Source organism: Methylobacterium iners (assembly GCF_022179305.1).
In the GTDB taxonomy this organism is placed as follows: domain Bacteria; phylum Pseudomonadota; class Alphaproteobacteria; order Rhizobiales; family Beijerinckiaceae; genus Methylobacterium; species Methylobacterium iners.
In genome coordinates this window covers 24,588-41,202 of sequence record NZ_BPQP01000071.1, presented here as the reverse complement: position 1 = coordinate 41,202, position 16,615 = coordinate 24,588, and the positions used below count along the sequence as shown (strand labels likewise).

The window sequence follows — 16,615 nt, the reverse complement described above, 5'->3', positions numbered from 1 at the left end:
CATGCCGAGCGAGATCTCCCCCACCAGCCTTCAGGCCGCGCGACCCCTCCCCGAGCTCCTGCGGCGGCTCGCATCCGCCGCGGCGCGGCTGGCGCAGCCTTCGGCCGTCCCGGATCGCTACCGGGTGGAGACGCGGTCCCGCCAGCTCGAGGAGGCGATGGCCCTCGCCAACTACCTCGCCGTGACCCACACCATCCTCGCGCTCGCCGTGCTGGTGCTGTTCTGGAACATCGCGCCGGCCTACTACCTGTTCGGCCAGTTCGTCCTCACGATGCTCGTCGTCGTCGTAGCCGCCTGGGGCGCGCGGAGCTACCGCGCCAGGCCGGCCTCGCCCGAGTTGATCGAGAGTGGGCACCGGGCCGCCCGCCTCCTCGCCCTGATGGTCGGAACCATCTGGGGCCTGATGCCCTTCTTCCTGTTCACGCCCTCCGACGGGGACCATCGCACCCTCGTCGTGGTGATGGTCGCGGGCCTGATCGTGAACGCCTACGTCATCGGGCCGATCCTCGCGCTGTCGCTCCTCGTGACGATCCCTCTCGTCGTGGGCAGCTTCACTGCGCTGGTCCTGAACGGCGAGACGATCGCCGGAATGCTCGCAGCCCTACTCACCATCTACGCGGGCTTCGTCCTCGTGAGCGTGCGGCGGATGGCCGATCTCTCGACCCAGCGCATCCTGGACCAGGTCCGCGTCGCGGAACAGAACGAGACGATCGGCCTCCTCCTGAACGACTTCGAGGCGAACACCAGCGATTGGCTCTGGGAGACCGATGCCGACGGCAACCTCCAGCATGTCTCGGAGCGCATGGCGCAGGTCTCGGGCCGCTCGCTGACGGCGCTCCGACGCGCGCCCTTCGAGGCCCTCTTTGCGGACGGTCCCTCCGCGAACCCGCCCAGGGACATCGCCGACCTCACCGGCTTCGTCCGAAACCGGACGCCCTTCCGCGACCACGTGGTCGAAGTGGCGGTCGCCGGCTCACAACGCTGGTGGCGTCTGAGCGGAAAGCCGATCTACGACAAGGCCGAGACCTTCCTCGGCTTTCGCGGCGTCGGCTCCGACATCACGGCGAGCCGGCAATCGGAGGCGCGGATCGCCTACCTGGCGAGCTACGATGCGCTCACGGGCCTTGCCAACCGCACGCTGTTCCACGACCTCGTCACGGCCGAATGTGCCAGGGCGGCGGACAGGGATCGTGCCTGCGCCCTGCTCTACCTCGACCTCGACGGCTTCAAGATCGTCAACGACACCTTCGGGCACGGCTTCGGCGACACCCTGCTCAGGCGGGTCGCTGCCCGGCTGCACTCGACGGCCCCCGATGGGCGTCTCGTGGCACGGCTCGGCGGGGACGAGTTCGCCATCCTCTGTCCGTGCGCGAAGGTGTCCGAGGCGTCCGATCTCGGTCACGCCGTGATCGAGGCGATCAGCGCGCCCTACGTCATCGAGGGCGTGCAGGTGGAGATCGGCGTCAGCATCGGCATCGCGATGGCTCCGGGCGACGCCGCCGAACCGGAGGGCCTGCTCGGCAAGGCGGACCTCGCGCTCTACCGTGCCAAGACGGGCGGCAAGGGCCAGCTCTCGCTCTTCGAACCCGGCCTCGAAATCGCGGTCCGGACCCGAAGGGACTTGGAGGCCGACCTGAAGCTCGCCATCGCGGCGGGCGAGCTCGAGCTCCACTACCAGCCGCTGGTCGGCCTCGGCGACGGCCGCGTCCATTCCTTCGAGGCCCTGCTGCGCTGGAACCGGCGCCAGCGCGGCTTCGTCTCGCCGGCCGATTTCGTGCCGGTCGCCGAGGCGGCGGGCCTCATCACCACGATCGGACGCTGGGTCCTGCTCCAGGCCTGCAGCGAGGCAGCCCGCTGGCCGAGCGACATCAGCGTCGCCGTGAACATCTCGCCCACGCAGTTCCGGAACTCGGACCTCGTAGACGACGTGAAGGCGGCGCTCGTCACGAGCGGGCTCGACCCTGCCCGCCTGGAGGTGGAGATCACGGAATCGGTGTTCTTCGAGATGAACGCCGTCACGATCGCGAACCTGCGCGAGCTGCGGGCACTCGGCATCCGCATCGCGCTCGACGATTTCGGGACGGGCTACTCGTCGCTCAGCTACCTGATCCGGTTCCCCGTGGACAAGATCAAGATCGACCGCTCCTTCATCAAGGACATGGGCCACCGCCACGAATGCCTCGCGGTGATCGAGACGATCCTGGCGCTCGCCCGGAAGCTCTCGATCACGGTGACGGCCGAGGGCGTCGAGACCGTGGAACAGGCCTTGCTCCTGCAGAGAAGCCGCTGCGACGACATCCAGGGCTTCCTGTTCAGCCCCGCCCGACCGTCGGCGGAGATCGACCGCTTGGTCGAGACGCTGCCGCACAAGTTCCGCTCGCTGCTGAACCCGGAAGAGCCCGTCGCGCCGGTCAGGGCCTGCGCCTGACCCGACGCCTCGTCAGCCGGCGCGCGCGGCCAGCGCCGCCAGGGTGCCGGCCGCGTTGCGCAGAGCGGCGTTCAGCCGTGCCGGATGAATCGGCTTGGCAACGAGACCGAGCGGCCAGGCCGCCTGTGCCAGGTCGCGGGTCCCGGGATCGGTATGGGCGGTGACGAAGATCGAGCGCAGATCGTGGGCCTCCCGCAGGGCCACCGCCGCATCGATCCCGCCTTGCCGGCCGTGGAGCGAGATGTCCATCAGGGCGAGATCCAGCTCGACATGAGCGGCGTGGGCCACCGCATCCTCGGCGTTGTCCACGACCGCCGCGATGACGTGACCGCAACTGCGCACGATCTCCTGCAGGGCAAGGCTGATCAGCGGCTCGTCCTCGACGATCATGACCCGCAGCGGCGGGGTGCGTGAGGCAGACCCCGTCATCGTCCCATTGTACACGCGATTGCTCTCCCCGAACCGCCACTCTACCGCAGCGGCGGGCAAGAAGTTTCCTCGTAAAACGGTCAAGCTCATAGAGGGTGGATCGAGGCTTAATGACTTCGACACAATTGCTGAGGAAAGGGCTTGCGGCGTCCGCAGCGGGCTCGTGTATTCGTGTACGGCAAGTCAAAGCCTAATGACCGTCAGCCTGATCCGCCGGCTTAGCCAGATAAAGCCACCTGCCTCAGTAACGCGAGTTCATGAAAATGAAATGAGTGTCGGACCTCGCGTGCTGCCCCTAATCATTAAACTTTCCGCAAAGAACTTAGCTTCCATTGCAACCGCCTGCAACGATTCCGTAATCAGATCCGCATCCTTAATCATCAGGCGCATCTTGTTACGTTTAGTAAAATAAATCTTGTGAGAATGTAAGTGACTTTATGACTGGCTTCTCATGTGTTCCTGACCAAAGCGGTCGTTTGCATACGGGTTTGACCAATGGGAGGGGGCGTCCTTAAGGCGCGCCGAGCAGTCTTCAACAGCAACGCGACAATCACCAGGGGTGCCGGCGGTAACCCTTGCTCGGCCAAGCTACGTGCCACCAGCGGCAAGACATAGGCGGTCAGTAACACCATCTTTTCCCAGCGGAGCCAGCCGGTGCGCTGGGCTTCCGCTGCTACCCAGGCAAGGGGCAGCGATAGGCAAAGCAGGTCGTAATCCAGAAGAAAAGGCGAGCAGAGCGGCGTGGCCGCTGCGAGCACCGCGCCTTCGGCCATGCCACCGGGTCGACGGCTCGCAACGCGCCAGAGCAGCACGTATGTCGCTAAGGCCACCAGGGCCTGCATCAGGTAGGCAGCGCCCAGTCCTGTGCCCAGCACCCGTGCGGCGGCAAAGACGCTCGGCATCTTCCAAGGCTCAACCAAGCCCTGTTCCATGGTCTCGCGTGCCAATGGGGCAATGGACAGAAAGGCCTTCCATGCTTCCCCTCCGAGAAGAGCCCAGGACACCAAGGTCAGCGCCACGGCAGACGTGATTGCGCCCAGCACTACACGCCAGCGCTGCGCGGAAAGCAGCAGGATCGGAGCGGCCAGAAGCAGGTGCGGTTTGAAAACCAGAACACCCATGCACAGACCTGCCATGAAAGGGTGCCGTTGGATTAACAGCATACCCCAACCCAAACACGCTGCGGTGAGAAACGCGTTCTGCCCGTGCCCAGCATTGATCAGGACAGCAGGGAAGCCAATAATGGGAAGTAGCGCCCAACGCTGAGGTAGGATGCGTCCAAGGCAGGACAGCCACAACGTCAGACCAGCTAACAACCACAATGTCAGTGCCCACAGGTAGGGCAACAGGGCCAGTGGCAAGCATAGGAGCAAGAAAACCGGCGGGTAGAAAAAAGCGTAATAGCCAAGCCGCTCTTGAGGAAACAACGCGTTCTGGCTCGCTGCATGCGCCACCGCGTCGTAGGCGGCGGCGGGATAGCCGGACAGCGCCAAGTGCGAGGCCGTCCAGAAGCTGGCGAAATCCGTGCCCAGAGGCCGGCCGAGCGGATCGATGCCGTTTCGGGAAAGGCCGATCCAGCCGAGGACTGCCAGCACGCTGACGACCACCAGGATCCGACACCACGCCCTCGCTCGGGCGGGATGCAACCACTCGGCGTCGGCGAGCTGGTCGACCAAACGGTGCCGGAAAGATGACATAGTCTGTCCTCGCCATCCTCTCCTTAGGGCTGCTTACATCACCACTCGAAACGCTTGGTTACCTTATCGGCCACCCTATGACTGGCCGGCGATGCTGGCCTACTTCGCCCAGCGCGCGATCCCCGGTGTCGAAGCCGTCGGTGACGGCGCCTACCGACGCACGATCGCGCTGGCGAGCGGGCACGCTGTCTTGACCGTGAGGCTCGGCGAGGGCGATGCGCTGAATGCGACGGTCGTGGGGATCGATGGCGAGGCGCTGCCGGCCGTCGCCGTCCGGCTTCGGCAGATGTTCGATCTCGATGCCGATCCCGCGGCGATCCGGGCCGGGCTCGGCCGGGACCCGCTCCTGGCGGACCTGGTGATCTCGCGGCCGGGCCTGCGGGTGCCCGGCGCATGGGACGGGTTCGAACTCGGGGTGCGGGCCATCCTCGGGCAGCAGGTCTCGGTGGCGGCCGCGACGCGCCTCGCCGCCCGCCTCGCCGCCGCATTCGGCAGCCCCTTCCAGGGCGCCCCGCCCCTTCCCGGGCTGACGCATGTCTTCCCGACCCCGACCGAACTCGCAGGCGCGGATGTCGCGAAGGCCCTCAACATGCCCCGGGCGCGCGGCGCCGCGATCAGCGCCCTGGCGAATGCCGTCGCGGCGACGCCGGACCTTCTGCATCCGGGTCAGGGCCTGGAGCAGGGGGTCGCGCGGCTCAAGGCGTTGCGCGGCATTGGCGAATGGACCGCGCAGTACATCGCGATGCGGGCGATGCGCGAAGCCGATGCCATGCCCGCGGGCGACCTCGGGCTCCTGCGCGCTCTCGACGATGGTGCGGGTCGGCCGAGCCACGCGCAGCTTCTCGCGCGCTCGGCTGCCTGGCGGCCCTGGCGGGCCTATGCCACCCTCCATCTCTGGGCGCACGACGCCGCTCGAAGCGCGACGCCGGGCCTGCCGTCTGCATCCGCCTGAGCTTCGGTATTCGAGAGCAAGCGGCGTGGTGCCGGGTGTGGCACGAAGGGGCATGACGCCCGTCTTGCGGCGGCGATGGACCCCCGCGACATGCCCGTACAGGATGCGACGTCATGCGCAGCGAGGACCAAGCGATTCCAACGACTGGGGAAAGGCCCGACGAGTGGCGGGACCCATCCCGCGAGGCCACGGCCGACGACCCGCGCTGGGAGCCTCTCCTGCGCCGAGACGCGGGGGCGGATGGAACCTTCGTGTATTCCGTGCGCAGCACCGGCGTCTATTGCCGCCCAAGCTGCGCCGCGCGCATGCCGCTGCGCGTGAACGTCGCCTTTCATGCCACGCCCGAATCGGCGGAGGCGGCGGGCTTCCGCCCCTGTCTTCGCTGCCGGCCCAGCGAGGCGAGCCTCGCCGAGCGGCAGGCCGCGGCCATCGCCGCCGCTTGCCGGCTGATCGACGAGGCCGACGCGGTACCGAACCTGAAGACGCTCTCCGCTGCCGCGGGCCTGAGCCCCCATCATTTTCACCGCGTCTTCAAGCGGACCACCGGCGTCACCCCGCGAGCCTACGCCGCGGCAAGGCGGGCCGAGCGCGTTGCCGCCGGGCTGCGCGGAGCCGGCTCCGTCACGGAGGCGATCTACGAGGCCGGCTACAATTCGGCGAGCCGGTTCTACGCCGCCTCGACCGCTCGGCTCGGCATGACGCCGACCGCTTACCGTCGGGGCGGCGCCGGAGCGCTGATCCGCTTTGCCGTCGGCCAGTGCTCGCTCGGCGCGATCCTGGTGGCGGCCACCGAGAAGGGCGTCTGTGCGATCCTTCTTGGCGACGAGCCCGAGGCCTTGACCCACGATCTCCAGGACCGCTTCCCTCAAGCCACGATCGAGGGCGGCGATGCCGGGTTCGAGACCCTGGTAGCGCGAGTGGTCGGGCTGGTGGAGCGGCCGGACGCCGGCGTCGACCTGCCCCTCGACATCGGCGGCACCGCCTTCCAGCAGCGGGTCTGGGAAGCTCTGCGGGCGATTCCCTCAGGCCGGACCGCGACCTACATGGAGATCGCGGCGCGGATCGGCCAGCCCTCCGCCGCGCGGGCGGTCGCGCTCGCCTGCGGAGCGAACGCTCACGCCGTGGCGATCCCCTGCCACCGGGTCGTGCGCTCCAATGGGTCGTTGTCGGGCTACCGCTGGGGCATCGCGCGCAAGCGCTCACTCCTCGCTCGGGAGAGCGAGGCGTGAGCGCTCCTTTGGTGCCGCGTCAGCCACCAGCCCATTCCCCAGGCATCCGATGGCGCCGCTGGTCAGCAGCTGAGGCGTCGACCCTCGCGTCGGCCAAACACTTTGTAATGCGCCGCCCCGGACTCCATCTGGCCCCGGCTCACCGCCCGGCGGACATCCGGATTGCAGCGCAGGTACTCGCCCTCGTCGAACCCGCCCGCACGCTCGTCCCGGTAGGAGCCCCGCCCACGCTCGCGACCGCGGTCATCGTCGTAGCCCCGGCTGCGGCCACCGTACTCGCGCTCACCGCGGCCGCCGTACTCGCGCTCCTCGTAGCCATAGTCGCGACCGCCTCGCTGCGCAGAGGCCGAGTCCATCGCGCTCACTACGCTGAGACCGACTAGCGCCGTAACCCAAAGCATCTTCATCTCGAGCGTTCTCCTATCGGCTGCTGCAAACGTCTTCATGGAAGGATTGGTTCGACCGCCCTACTGGCGGCAGCCACCTGAACCAGACCCCAACACGACTGGTACGCCGGACGATCGAAGGGAACGAGCGCTTCTCGCAAGGATCGCGACCTGCCCGACAGGAGGGACGATCAACGGGCTATCGGCCTCATCCTCCGAACTGCCAGATGCATGAGGACGGCCGCAGCCAGGACGAATGGCGCGGCGACGATCAGTGCCGCCCAAGCCTCCGACCCGATCAGGGCGGCGAGCGCCTTCACGATCGCGCCGAGGAACAGGAACAGCGCCGCGAGGAGCAGGAGGACGCAGGTGGCCAAGAGGGCCAACAGCCCCATGAGGGCGCGGATGTTGCCGTCGACCTCGATGTGCACGAGCGTCAGCGTCTTGACGAGATGCTCGCTCGCCTGACGCAGGGCGGTGGCGAGGAGGCGCAGCGTGCCGTCCGTTGAGTCTATGCGCATGGCGCCCCGCTTCTTCACTGCTCCCGGCGCGAAAGCGCATCGCTCCCAGGGTCGGGAGTCCCAGCAGGGGAGACTGATTGCAACGGGCCCGGGTTCCTGGACCTCAGCAGGGATAGGGAATCAGCCGCGAGTCGCGTCCGATATCCGGCCGATAGCAGAGGCGGGGCTTGCGCGGCAGAACTTCCGGGTGGCGGGACGTCCGGCTGACCCCGTCGCCCGCATGGCGCTGGTGCTGCCACGGCTCGTAACGGCTGCCGTCGCGGTAGGATTGCGCCGCTGAGGGGCCGGCTTGGACGATCAGGATGAGGGCGGAAGTGAGAAGGAAGATGGCAGGCATGGAGGATTCCCGTCCGGTTTCGGTTTCTCCTCAGATGTGGTGCCATCGGTCCGGATTCACCCGCCGCGACCACGCGTCAAGGTGAGCAAGAGGCCTCAACGGTCTTCCCTGCCGGGCTCCCGCTCACCCACCCTGCAGGCTGTCGGCGAAATCGTCGGGCACTTCGCCGAACTGGCCGAGGATCGTCGCGCTCTCCAGTTCGCCGGTCTCGTCGTCGGCAACGATCCGGAGAGCGGCGGTGCCGGGCAGGCGCGTGGCCATCGCCTGCGCCTTCTTGAGCGCTCCGCTCTCGGTGGGCGCCACCTCGCGGTCGCCGGGCGACAACCGCTTGCGCTTGAGCACGAAGGTCTGCACCACGAACGTCGTCTTCATGCCCATGGCACCTGTCCACTCCTCAGGGCGGCGCTCCGATTGCCGCGCGGGTCAGCGCGTCCGCCCCGATGTCGTCGGTGCCAACCATGCCGAGCGCCTCGACGAGTCGACTGCGCGCCCGGCTCACCCGGCTCTTCACGGTGCCGACCGCGACGCCGCAGATCGCCGCCGCCTCCTCGTAGGTGAAATTCTGGGCGCCGACGAGGACCAGGGCCTCGCGCTGACTGTGCGGCAGTTGGTCCAGGGCGGCGCGGAATTCCTGGAGCTCGATCCGGATCTCCTGCTCGGGCAGGCTCGTCAGCCGTCCGGCATGGATGCCGTCGGCGTCCTCCACCTCGCGCTTGCGCTTGCGCTGCTCGGAGTAGAACAGATTGCGCAGGATGGTGAACAGCCAGGCGGTCAGGTTCGTACCGCGTTGGAAGCTGTCGGCTTTGGTCCAGGCCCGGATCAACGTGTCCTGGACGAGGTCGTCGCTGCGGTCGAGATCGTAGGTGAGGGAGAACGCGAAGGCCCTGAGCGCCGGGATCGCGCCGAGCAGAAGGGCCCGCATCTCGGCATCGGCGCCGGAGGGCGTGCCTACGGCAGCGGGCGTCTCCCTCATCGCCCGCTCTCCCCCTCGCCCGTCCCGGCGAGGGTATCGAGCAGGCGCGAAAACCGCTCCGGCAGCGGTTGCTCCAGAACCGGCGCATAGAGGAGGCGGAGGTTGCGCCCGAGACGCGCTCGGGTCTCGGCCGTGAGCGGGGCCGAAGGCTTCGCGACGGCCGTGGCGGGAGGCTCCTGAGCCGGCGGGACCTCGCTGGAGGCCGTCTGGAAATCGCACGTCATCGCTGCCTATGGTTCGGCGAGCGGCCCGCTGTCGGCCGGAGGCGGAGAACCGCGTCTTCCGGCCGGGCGTCTTGAGAAAAGACCGTCGCTGCTTCGACGAACGTGCTAGCGGCTCAAGATTTAACGCGTTCTGAAAAATGCATTCAGCCGTCCTTAATGCAGGACATGCAGCTGCATCCCCGCTTCTCTGGCATATTGCCCAGTATCTAGACGACAATAAGCGTCTCGTAAGCTCGGCAATAACAAAGGTTTATCTGCGCGATCCTGACGCTTTGCTGAACGGAGCGCTTCTCCTCGGGCTTGAACGTCGCATGGCGTCGCCCGGATCGGGTTACAGCAGCCGCGTCCTCGCTGCGGAGAGACGGAGCAATCCTGAGACGATCTGCAGACGCTGCGGAAGGTGGTGCCGGTGGAGAGGATTGAACTCCCGACCTTCGGTTTACAAAACCGCTGCACTACCGCTGTGCTACACCGGCCCGCCTCGCGCTTGCTATCAGCCGGGCCCGACGCGTTCAACCGGCAAGTCGTCGTGCGGACGGCACGTGTCGCGTCGGATGGACGGACTTCAGGCCCTCAGTTCCTCAAGCTTTGTAAACCGGCTCACGATTCCGCGATGGCTTGTGGGATCGGGGCAGGAACTTGTGAAGATTCTTCGCCTAAACCTCGGGCAACCGTCCTTGCAGGGCTCGAAGGCGCGCCCAGAACCATGACCCTCCCGACGATCCGGCGCGGCATCGATGTGCCCGGGATGACGGCGCTGAGGCGCCTCGGCAGCGACACGCGCGGCGTCACCGCCGTCGAGTTCGCGATGGTCGTGGTCCCCTTCGTCGCGCTCATCGTGCTCTTGATGGAAATGGCGCTGGTCTTCTGGATCGGTGCCACCCTCGACAACGCGCTCCAGAACTCGATGCGCCAGCTCTACGTCGGCTCTGCGAGCACGAGCGGCGGCTCGCTCGTGAGTACGATCCACCGCGAGATCTGCGAGGGCGCGCAGGGGCTCGTGAATTGCCAGAACCTCAAGGTCGACGTCGCGGCCCATTCGGCCTTCGGCGAGGTGAAAGTCGTCAGTCCCGTCGACCCCGACACGCGCGAATGGCGGGCGAATTTCGGAGGCCAGCACGGATGCCCGGCCAGAGGCAGCGTCGTGGTCGTCCACGCGGCCCTCGCCCAGCAGAGCTTCTACCGACTCGACTCCGTGCGGACGACCTTCAAGGACGGCAGTCGCCTGATCCAGGCCGCAGCCGTGGTCCAGCTCAACCAGAACCCCGCCGGCGGGGCGGGCTGCTGAGGAATGGATCGCCTCCGCCCAGCTTCGAGATGCCGCTTCCCGCTTCCGGCAGGATCCCTGTGCCGGGCCGGACGGCTCTGGATGCGGCGCTTCGGGCAGGCGCGGGAGGGCGTGGCAATCCTCGAATTCGCGCTGATCCTGCCGATCCTCCTGATGCTCTATATCGGCACGGTCGAGCTCTGCAACGCGCTCGCCAACGCCCGGAAGGTCGATCTCCTGTCCCGCACGATCGGCGATCTGGTCGCCGGGATCTCGACGCCGACCCGCGAGCAGGTCGACGGCATCTTCAGATCCGCCCAGGTCGTGCTCCTGCCCTTCGACGCGACGGGGTCGGAGATGATCGTCAGCGCGGTCGGCGTGTTCGGCAGCGCCGCCGGCGGGCAGATGCGGGTCTGTTCGAGCGTGGCGGCGGGCGCGTCTCCGCGCAGCCGCGGCGACACCCCGCCCGTCGCGCTGCCGGACGGGTTCCGGGTCGAAGGCGTCCGCCTGCTCCTCGTGGAGATCACGATGAACTACAAGCCGATCGCCGCGGAGCTCTTCGCGCGCCTGTTCGGGCAGCGGGTCGACGGCATCGCCTTCTCCAAGCAGGTGTTCTGGCCGATCCGCACCGGACGGCGCTTCGCCAGCCACCATCCCGAGGTGGTGCTGCCGGGCGGGGAGGCCTGCCCGGCCCAATGACGGCGCGAGGCGCGTGAACACTCTCTCAACGCTTTCCCGCCACGGTGGCAGACGATCCTGGGGTCCTCAACCGCGATGCTCGCCCTCATCCTCGACGACGCCGCACTCAACAACGTGCTGATGGCGGAAGCCATCAGGGGCATCCCCGATTGCGAGCCGCGCACCTTCACGAAGCCTTCCGAGGCCCTGGCCTTCGTGCGCGAGAACGCCGAGTCGATCGGCATCGCGATCTCGGACTACGACATGCCGGGCATGAACGGCCTCCAATTCCTGCGCGAGGCGCGGGCGGTCGAGGGCTTCGCGCACGTGCCCGTCGTGATGGTCACCAGCATGGACCAGCGCAGCCTGCGCAAGGAGGCCTTGGAGGCCGGTGCCACCGACTTCCTGGGCAAGCCCTTCGAGGCCTACGAGGTCCGGGCGCGCGTCACCAACCTGCTCGACCTCAACCGCGCCCGCCTCGCCGAGCGCGACCGCGCCGTCTGGCTAGACCGCGAGGTCAAGGCCGCGACGGCGGTGATCGAGGCGCGCGAGCGCGAGATCGTGACGATGCTCATGAAGGCGGCCGAGCATCGGGACACCGAGACGGGCAACCACGTCGCGCGGGTGGCGGCCTACGTCACGCTGATCGCGCGCCAGCTCGGGCTTCCGGAGAGCGAGATCCGGCAGCTCAGCCTCGCCTCGACCATGCACGACGTCGGCAAGATCAGCGTCCCCGACGCGATCCTGCTGAAGCCCGGCCCCCTGACGCCGATCGAGCGAAGCGAGATGGAGCTTCACGCCGAGCGCGGCCGGCGCATCCTCGAGGGCAGCTCCTCGCGCATGGTCCAGCTCGCGGCCGAGATCGCCGCGACCCATCACGAGCGCTGGGACGGGTTCGGCTATCCCTGGGGGCTGCGGGGCGAGGCGATTCCGCTGTCGGGCCGGATCGTGGCCGTGGCGGACGTGTTCGACGCGCTGACCTCCGATCGGCCCTACAAGCGCGCCTGGTCGCGTCAGGACGCTCTCGCCTATCTCCAAACGAATGCGGGAACGCATTTCGACCCGCGCTGCGTGGCCGCGTTCCTGGCCGCGAACGGAGTGGAGATCGACGAGGTGGCCAGCGCCGCCGACGCGCCGATCGCGAGAAGTGCTTAGGATCAGCGGCCGTTCCGCAGAATTTCCGGCTGATCTCGCGAAAACCGCGCAATTCGATTCGAAGATTCGCAAAGGATCCCGCCCATCCTGATGCTCGTGGGAGCATAAGCGATGGTACGTCATCTGGGGGCGCTGGGTCGGGACCGGGGCGGCAACGTGCTGCTGATCTTCGGTCTTGGTCTGCCGGTGCTGATGGGCCTGACCTCGGCGGCCCTCGAATATGGTTCGCTGGTCAAGCGCCGCACCGAGCTGCAGCGCGCCGCCGACGGCGGCAGCATCGCGGGCGTCAACCAGTTCAAGCTCGCCAACACCGACGACGCGGCCGCCATCCGCGCGGCGATCGCCATGGCCCAGGGCCAGGCGCAGGCCTCCACGGACCGCCGGCCGCAGGTCGAGGCCGAGGTGCTGGGCAACCATTCCTCGGTCAAGGTGACGGTCCACGAGAGCGTGCCGCTCGCCTTCGGCAAGCTCCTCAACGTACCGCAGGTGGAGCTCGTCGTGCACTCCACCGCCAAGCTCGCCGGCACCACACGCCTCTGCCTCCTCGCGCTCGACCCAACGCGCCAGGGGGCCTTCCACCTGGAGGCATCGGCCCGGATCACCGCCACCGACTGCTCGCTCTACTCGAACTCGATGAGCGCCAGCGGCATCCAGGCGGAGAACGCCGCGCGCGCCGTCTCCCTCTCGGCCTGCACCGCCGGCGGCTATCAGGGCAGCAGCGCGAACTTCACGCCGCCGCCGGCCACGGGTTGCCCTGCACTGAAAGACCCGCTGGCCAATCGGGCCAAGCCTTCGCCCGGCCCCTGCATCATCCTGCCCGCCTACATGAACCCGAAGAGGGGCGAGGACGGTCCCGACAACCTCGCCTACGGCGCGAACGTGGTGAGCGGCAACGTCACCCTCGACCCTGGCACCTATTGCGGCGGCCTGCAGATCACCAAGGGCGCGCAGGTGCTGCTGCGGCCGGGCGTCTACATCATCAAGGACGGCCCCCTGACGGTCGAGAAGAAGGCCTCCCTCACGGGCACGAACACCGGCTTCTACTTCACCGGCAACCGGGCGGGGCTGCTGTTCGATCAGGACAGCGTCGTCAGCCTCACCGCGCCAAAGGAAGGGGTGCTCTCAGGTCTGCTGTTCTTCGAGGATGTGGACCTGATCGGCGGCGCCGTCGCGCTGCCGCTCCCGAAGAGCGGCAAGGGCGCGGTGCCGCTGCTGCTCGGGGTCGTCAACACCCTGCTGCCGGGCCTGCCATCCGTGACTCCGCTGAGGGAGTACCGGATCATCAGCGACGAGGCGCGCACGCTGCTGGGCACGATCTACCTGCCGGCCGGCCGCCTGATCATCGACTCGAGGAAGCCGATTGCCGACCAGTCCGCCTACACGGTGATCGTGGCCCGGGTGATCAACCTCTACGACGGCCCCAACCTGATGCTCAACGCCCGCTACGCCAGCAGCGACATCCCCGTGCCCGAGGGCGTCGGCCCGAGCTCGTCCGATACGGTGATCTCGCATTAGGGATCCAGGGATAAGTCTCGGACGTCCGTCGAACCGCGAAGAAGCTCGAAGCCATGCCGCTATCGCTGCCGTTCCGTGCCTTCGCCGCCTCGCGCTCGGGGACGACGCTCCTCGTGGTCGCGCTGGCCATGTCGGTGCTGGCCGGCGCCGTGGGTGCGGCGGTCGATTACGGATCCTGGGTCAAGCAGCGCTCGCATCTGCAGGCGGCCGCCGACGCGGCGGCAATGGCGGCCGCGCGCGAGTTGGCCGTCAGCGCCTTCGAGCAGCGGCGCATGCAAACCGTCGCGGAGAGCTGGGCGAAGAAGGCCTTCGTCGATCAGGGCGCCGGGGTCGGACTCACGGTCAGCGTCGCCCCGCAGGACAACGGAACCAGCGTCCAGGTGCAGCTGCGGCACGAGCGCAAGCAGTACCTCTCCGGCATCCTCGCCGTGACGCCGGGGCAGATCGCGGCGACCTCGCTCGCGACCCTGCGGGGCCAGCGCAAGCTCTGCGTCATCGCACTCGATCCCGCGAGCAGCCAGACCATCTACCTCAAGTCGAATTCCTGGCTCACGGCCAGAGATTGCGACATCCATTCCAACGCGACGAGCAGCAGCGGCGTCGAGTCCGACAGCGGCATCCAGGTCACCGCCGAGCGCGTCTGCTCGGGCGGCGGCTTCAAGGGCGCGGGCTCCTTCTTCGCGTCTAAGGTCACCGATTGCCGGAAGATTGACGACCCGATCGCGGATCGCGTGCCGCCCTCAGCCGGCCCCTGTGAGCCGACCAACACCTTCGTGGACAGAGGCAGCGCCGGATCGCGCCACGTGCTCCGGGCCGGCACTTATTGCGGCGGCCTTTTCATCGGCGGCAACTCCTACGTCACCCTGTCGGCAGGCGAATACGTCATCAAGGACGGCCCGCTTGTGATTGATTCGAACGCCGACGTGCGTGGCGACGGCGTCGGGTTCTACCTCACCGGTCCGGGTAGCGTTTTCCAGTTCCTCAGCAACGCTCGGATCAGCCTCGACGCGCCGCGCAGCGGAGCATTGTATGGGCTGCTGTTCTTCGAGGACAGGAGCGCGCCGCTGCTTCGCGAGCACGTGATCAAGACGAACTACGCTTCGAACATGACCGGCACCGTCTACCTGCCGCGCGGCCGCTTCGTCGTGGACGCGACGAACGAGGTCGCCCAGCAATCCGCCTTCACGGTCATCGTGACCCAGCAGCTCCTGCTGACCGCCAATCCGAAGCTCGTGCTCAACACCAAGTATGGGACGACGACGGTCCCGGTGCCCAAGGGACTGGGCCAGACGGACGGCGACATCTATCTCGTGCGTTGATCTCTCCTTGACCCGGGAGCCGTGCCTCGTCTCTTGCGAGGAGAGCGATCGGCGAGCCAGGACTCGGTGTCGCCTAACTCGGGTCAACCTGCGTCGGTGAATGCCGCGGAAACGGCACCGATGCATTGCGGCCCTCGAGCCATAACGATTGCAAAACGTCCTGCTGCTATCGAGGGGGCTGTACTCTGCATTCAGGACCGATCCCGGCCCGGACGCGGTACACGTCCCCGCGTGAACGATGGTCTCGCACCCCTCCAGACGCCCGACGCTCCAGGAATGCGCGTGCACCGGCCTGCGCCCCTTCCTCGCCGATAAGGGCGGGGCGACGGCCGTCGAGTTCAGCCTGATCGCGCTGCCGCTGACCGGGCTGATCTTCGTGATCTTCGAGATCGCGCTGATGTTCTGGATGGGGCACGCCCTCGACAACGCCGTCGAGGTCGGCGCCCGCAAGATCTCGAACAACACGATGCCGCCTCGGACCGCGGCTGCGGGATCCACGCCGAGCGACGCGGTGCGCGCCGAGATCTGCGCCAATGTCGGCGGACTCCTCCCCTGCGACCGCGTCAAGGTCGATCTGCGGACCTTCACCACGCTGGGCACCGCATCGGTCACGCAGCCCGTCGACCCGTCGACCCAGGATTGGCGCGGCGGCTTCGGCACGACCTACGAATGCCCGCGCGACGGAGCCATCGTCGTCCTCCAGGCCGCCTTCGAGTTCATCGGCTTCTCCAGCCTGAGCCTCGGGCAGACCGAGCTCGCCAACGGCAACCGCGTCATCCAGTCGGCCTTCACCTTCCGGATGGAGAACGGCCTCGGCCTTCCGGCCCAGTGCGGCGCGAAGTGAGGCGCCCGGCGCTGCGCGACGCGTGCCGGTTCGACAGGGCCTCCACCCTGGCCTCCCGGTTCGCGGCCGGACGGGACGGGATAGCCGCCGTCGAGTTCGCGCTCCTCGCTCCGATCCTCATTCTCCTCTTCGTCGGCGCCGTGGAGCTGTCCCACTTCGCCAACAACGTCCGGAAGGTCGGCTTCCTGACCCGCGCCGTCGGCGAGGTCGCGAGCCAGGGCGAGACCATCGACTCACGCGGCGCGCAGGAGATCTTCGGGGCCGCGGCGCTGATCCTGCCGCCCTTCGACGGGGCGAGCGCGAAGATCAAGCTGAGCACGATCGGGGTCGCGAGCCGGGATGGCGCCTCGCAGGCCACGGTCTGCTCGGTCGCGGCGAGCGGCAATACCGAGCCGCGCTCGGTCGGCGAGGATCTCACCTCCCTCTTCCCGGGCGAGGAGGAAGGCGCTCGCTTCCTCTACGTCGAGGTGGAGATGCCCTATCGGATCTTCTTCGTCGGCGAGATCCTCAGCGCGGAGGAGGGCGGCGACACGTTGCAGATCAAGAAGGCTCTGAAATGGCCCGTCCGCAAGGGCGTGCGCAAGAATAGCCGCTACCCCGAGATTGTCCTGCCGACCGGCCGCGCCTGCGAGACGTGACCCTGGATCCGGTGCGCAGGCTT

General features: G+C 67.7%; 18 protein-coding genes and 1 tRNA gene. 10 read left to right on the top strand and 9 right to left on the bottom strand.

Features of this window, described 5'->3' with window-relative positions:
* The first annotated feature begins 1 nt into the window (after position 1).
* On the top strand, positions 2-2,428 hold the full coding sequence (locus MFF55_RS20530) for a putative bifunctional diguanylate cyclase/phosphodiesterase (protein WP_238245968.1): 2,427 nt from the start codon (positions 2-4) through the stop codon (positions 2,426-2,428).
* 12 nt (positions 2,429-2,440) lie between these two features.
* Here MFF55_RS20530 and MFF55_RS20525 read toward each other — a convergent pair whose 3' ends face one another.
* Both MFF55_RS20525 and MFF55_RS20520 read right to left on the bottom strand, forming a co-directional pair.
* Complete coding sequence (locus MFF55_RS20525; protein ID WP_238245967.1) at positions 2,441-2,857, bottom strand: response regulator; 417 nt, start codon at positions 2,855-2,857, stop codon at positions 2,441-2,443.
* Positions 2,858-3,306: 449 nt separating this feature from the next.
* A complete protein-coding gene (locus tag MFF55_RS20520; RefSeq protein ID WP_238245966.1) occupies positions 3,307-4,554 on the bottom strand; it encodes a glycosyltransferase family 87 protein in 1,248 nt (415 codons plus the stop codon).
* A 91-nt stretch (positions 4,555-4,645) separates the two neighbouring features.
* Between MFF55_RS20520 and MFF55_RS20515 the strand changes: the two genes are divergently transcribed.
* On the top strand, positions 4,646-5,506 hold the full coding sequence (locus MFF55_RS20515) for a DNA-3-methyladenine glycosylase family protein (protein ID WP_238245965.1): 861 nt from the start codon (positions 4,646-4,648) through the stop codon (positions 5,504-5,506).
* Between the two features lie 113 nt (positions 5,507-5,619).
* Positions 5,620-6,735 (top strand): bifunctional DNA-binding transcriptional regulator/O6-methylguanine-DNA methyltransferase Ada, encoded by a 1,116-nt coding sequence (ada, locus tag MFF55_RS20510; protein WP_238245964.1) that lies wholly within the window; start codon positions 5,620-5,622, stop codon positions 6,733-6,735.
* A gap of 62 nt (positions 6,736-6,797) precedes the next feature.
* Here ada and MFF55_RS20505 read toward each other — a convergent pair whose 3' ends face one another.
* The 7 genes from MFF55_RS20505 to MFF55_RS20475 form a co-directional block, all read right to left on the bottom strand.
* Entirely contained in the window at positions 6,798-7,142 is a 345-nt protein-coding gene (locus MFF55_RS20505; RefSeq protein ID WP_238245963.1) for a hypothetical protein, read from the bottom strand.
* 170 nt (positions 7,143-7,312) lie between these two features.
* Positions 7,313-7,642, bottom strand: a complete 330-nt coding sequence (locus MFF55_RS20500; RefSeq protein ID WP_238245962.1) for a phage holin family protein — start codon at positions 7,640-7,642, stop codon at positions 7,313-7,315.
* Positions 7,643-7,745: 103 nt separating this feature from the next.
* Entirely contained in the window at positions 7,746-7,979 is a 234-nt protein-coding gene (locus MFF55_RS20495; RefSeq protein ID WP_238245961.1) for a hypothetical protein, read from the bottom strand.
* 123 nt (positions 7,980-8,102) lie between these two features.
* On the bottom strand, positions 8,103-8,357 hold the full coding sequence (locus MFF55_RS20490; protein WP_238245960.1) for a hypothetical protein: 255 nt from the start codon (positions 8,355-8,357) through the stop codon (positions 8,103-8,105).
* A 16-nt stretch (positions 8,358-8,373) separates the two neighbouring features.
* The gene (locus MFF55_RS20485; RefSeq protein WP_238245959.1) at positions 8,374-8,952 is read right to left on the bottom strand and encodes a sigma-70 family RNA polymerase sigma factor; all 579 of its coding nucleotides are present in this window, start codon (positions 8,950-8,952) and stop codon (positions 8,374-8,376) included.
* Entirely contained in the window at positions 8,949-9,176 is a 228-nt protein-coding gene (locus MFF55_RS20480; protein WP_238245958.1) for a NepR family anti-sigma factor, read from the bottom strand. The genes MFF55_RS20485 and MFF55_RS20480 overlap by 4 nt, the downstream gene beginning before the upstream one ends.
* Before the next feature lie 401 nt (positions 9,177-9,577).
* Positions 9,578-9,652: transfer RNA gene (locus tag MFF55_RS20475), tRNA-Thr, on the bottom strand.
* 230 nt (positions 9,653-9,882) lie between these two features.
* On the opposite strand from MFF55_RS20475, the gene MFF55_RS20470 reads away from it, so the two are divergent.
* The 7 genes from MFF55_RS20470 (at position 9,883) to MFF55_RS20440 (ending at position 16,592) form a co-directional block, all read left to right on the top strand.
* Positions 9,883-10,464, top strand: coding sequence for a TadE/TadG family type IV pilus assembly protein (locus tag MFF55_RS20470; RefSeq protein WP_238245957.1), 582 nt, complete (start codon positions 9,883-9,885; stop codon positions 10,462-10,464).
* Between the two features lie 81 nt (positions 10,465-10,545).
* Positions 10,546-11,142, top strand: coding sequence for a TadE/TadG family type IV pilus assembly protein (locus MFF55_RS20465; RefSeq protein WP_238245956.1), 597 nt, complete (start codon positions 10,546-10,548; stop codon positions 11,140-11,142).
* A gap of 75 nt (positions 11,143-11,217) precedes the next feature.
* A complete protein-coding gene (locus tag MFF55_RS20460; RefSeq protein ID WP_238245955.1) occupies positions 11,218-12,276 on the top strand; it encodes an HD-GYP domain-containing protein in 1,059 nt (352 codons plus the stop codon).
* Positions 12,277-12,387: 111 nt separating this feature from the next.
* Positions 12,388-13,791: a Tad domain-containing protein gene (locus MFF55_RS20455; RefSeq protein WP_238245954.1), complete on the top strand. Its 1,404-nt coding sequence runs from the start codon at positions 12,388-12,390 to the stop codon at positions 13,789-13,791.
* A 53-nt stretch (positions 13,792-13,844) separates the two neighbouring features.
* Positions 13,845-15,110, top strand: a complete 1,266-nt coding sequence (locus tag MFF55_RS20450) for a pilus assembly protein TadG-related protein (protein WP_238245953.1) — start codon at positions 13,845-13,847, stop codon at positions 15,108-15,110.
* A 238-nt stretch (positions 15,111-15,348) separates the two neighbouring features.
* On the top strand, positions 15,349-15,954 hold the full coding sequence (locus MFF55_RS20445) for a TadE/TadG family type IV pilus assembly protein (RefSeq protein ID WP_238245952.1): 606 nt from the start codon (positions 15,349-15,351) through the stop codon (positions 15,952-15,954).
* Positions 15,951-16,592: a TadE/TadG family type IV pilus assembly protein gene (locus MFF55_RS20440; RefSeq protein WP_238245951.1), complete on the top strand. Its 642-nt coding sequence runs from the start codon at positions 15,951-15,953 to the stop codon at positions 16,590-16,592. The genes MFF55_RS20445 and MFF55_RS20440 overlap by 4 nt, the downstream gene beginning before the upstream one ends.
* Positions 16,593-16,615 lie beyond the last annotated feature (23 nt).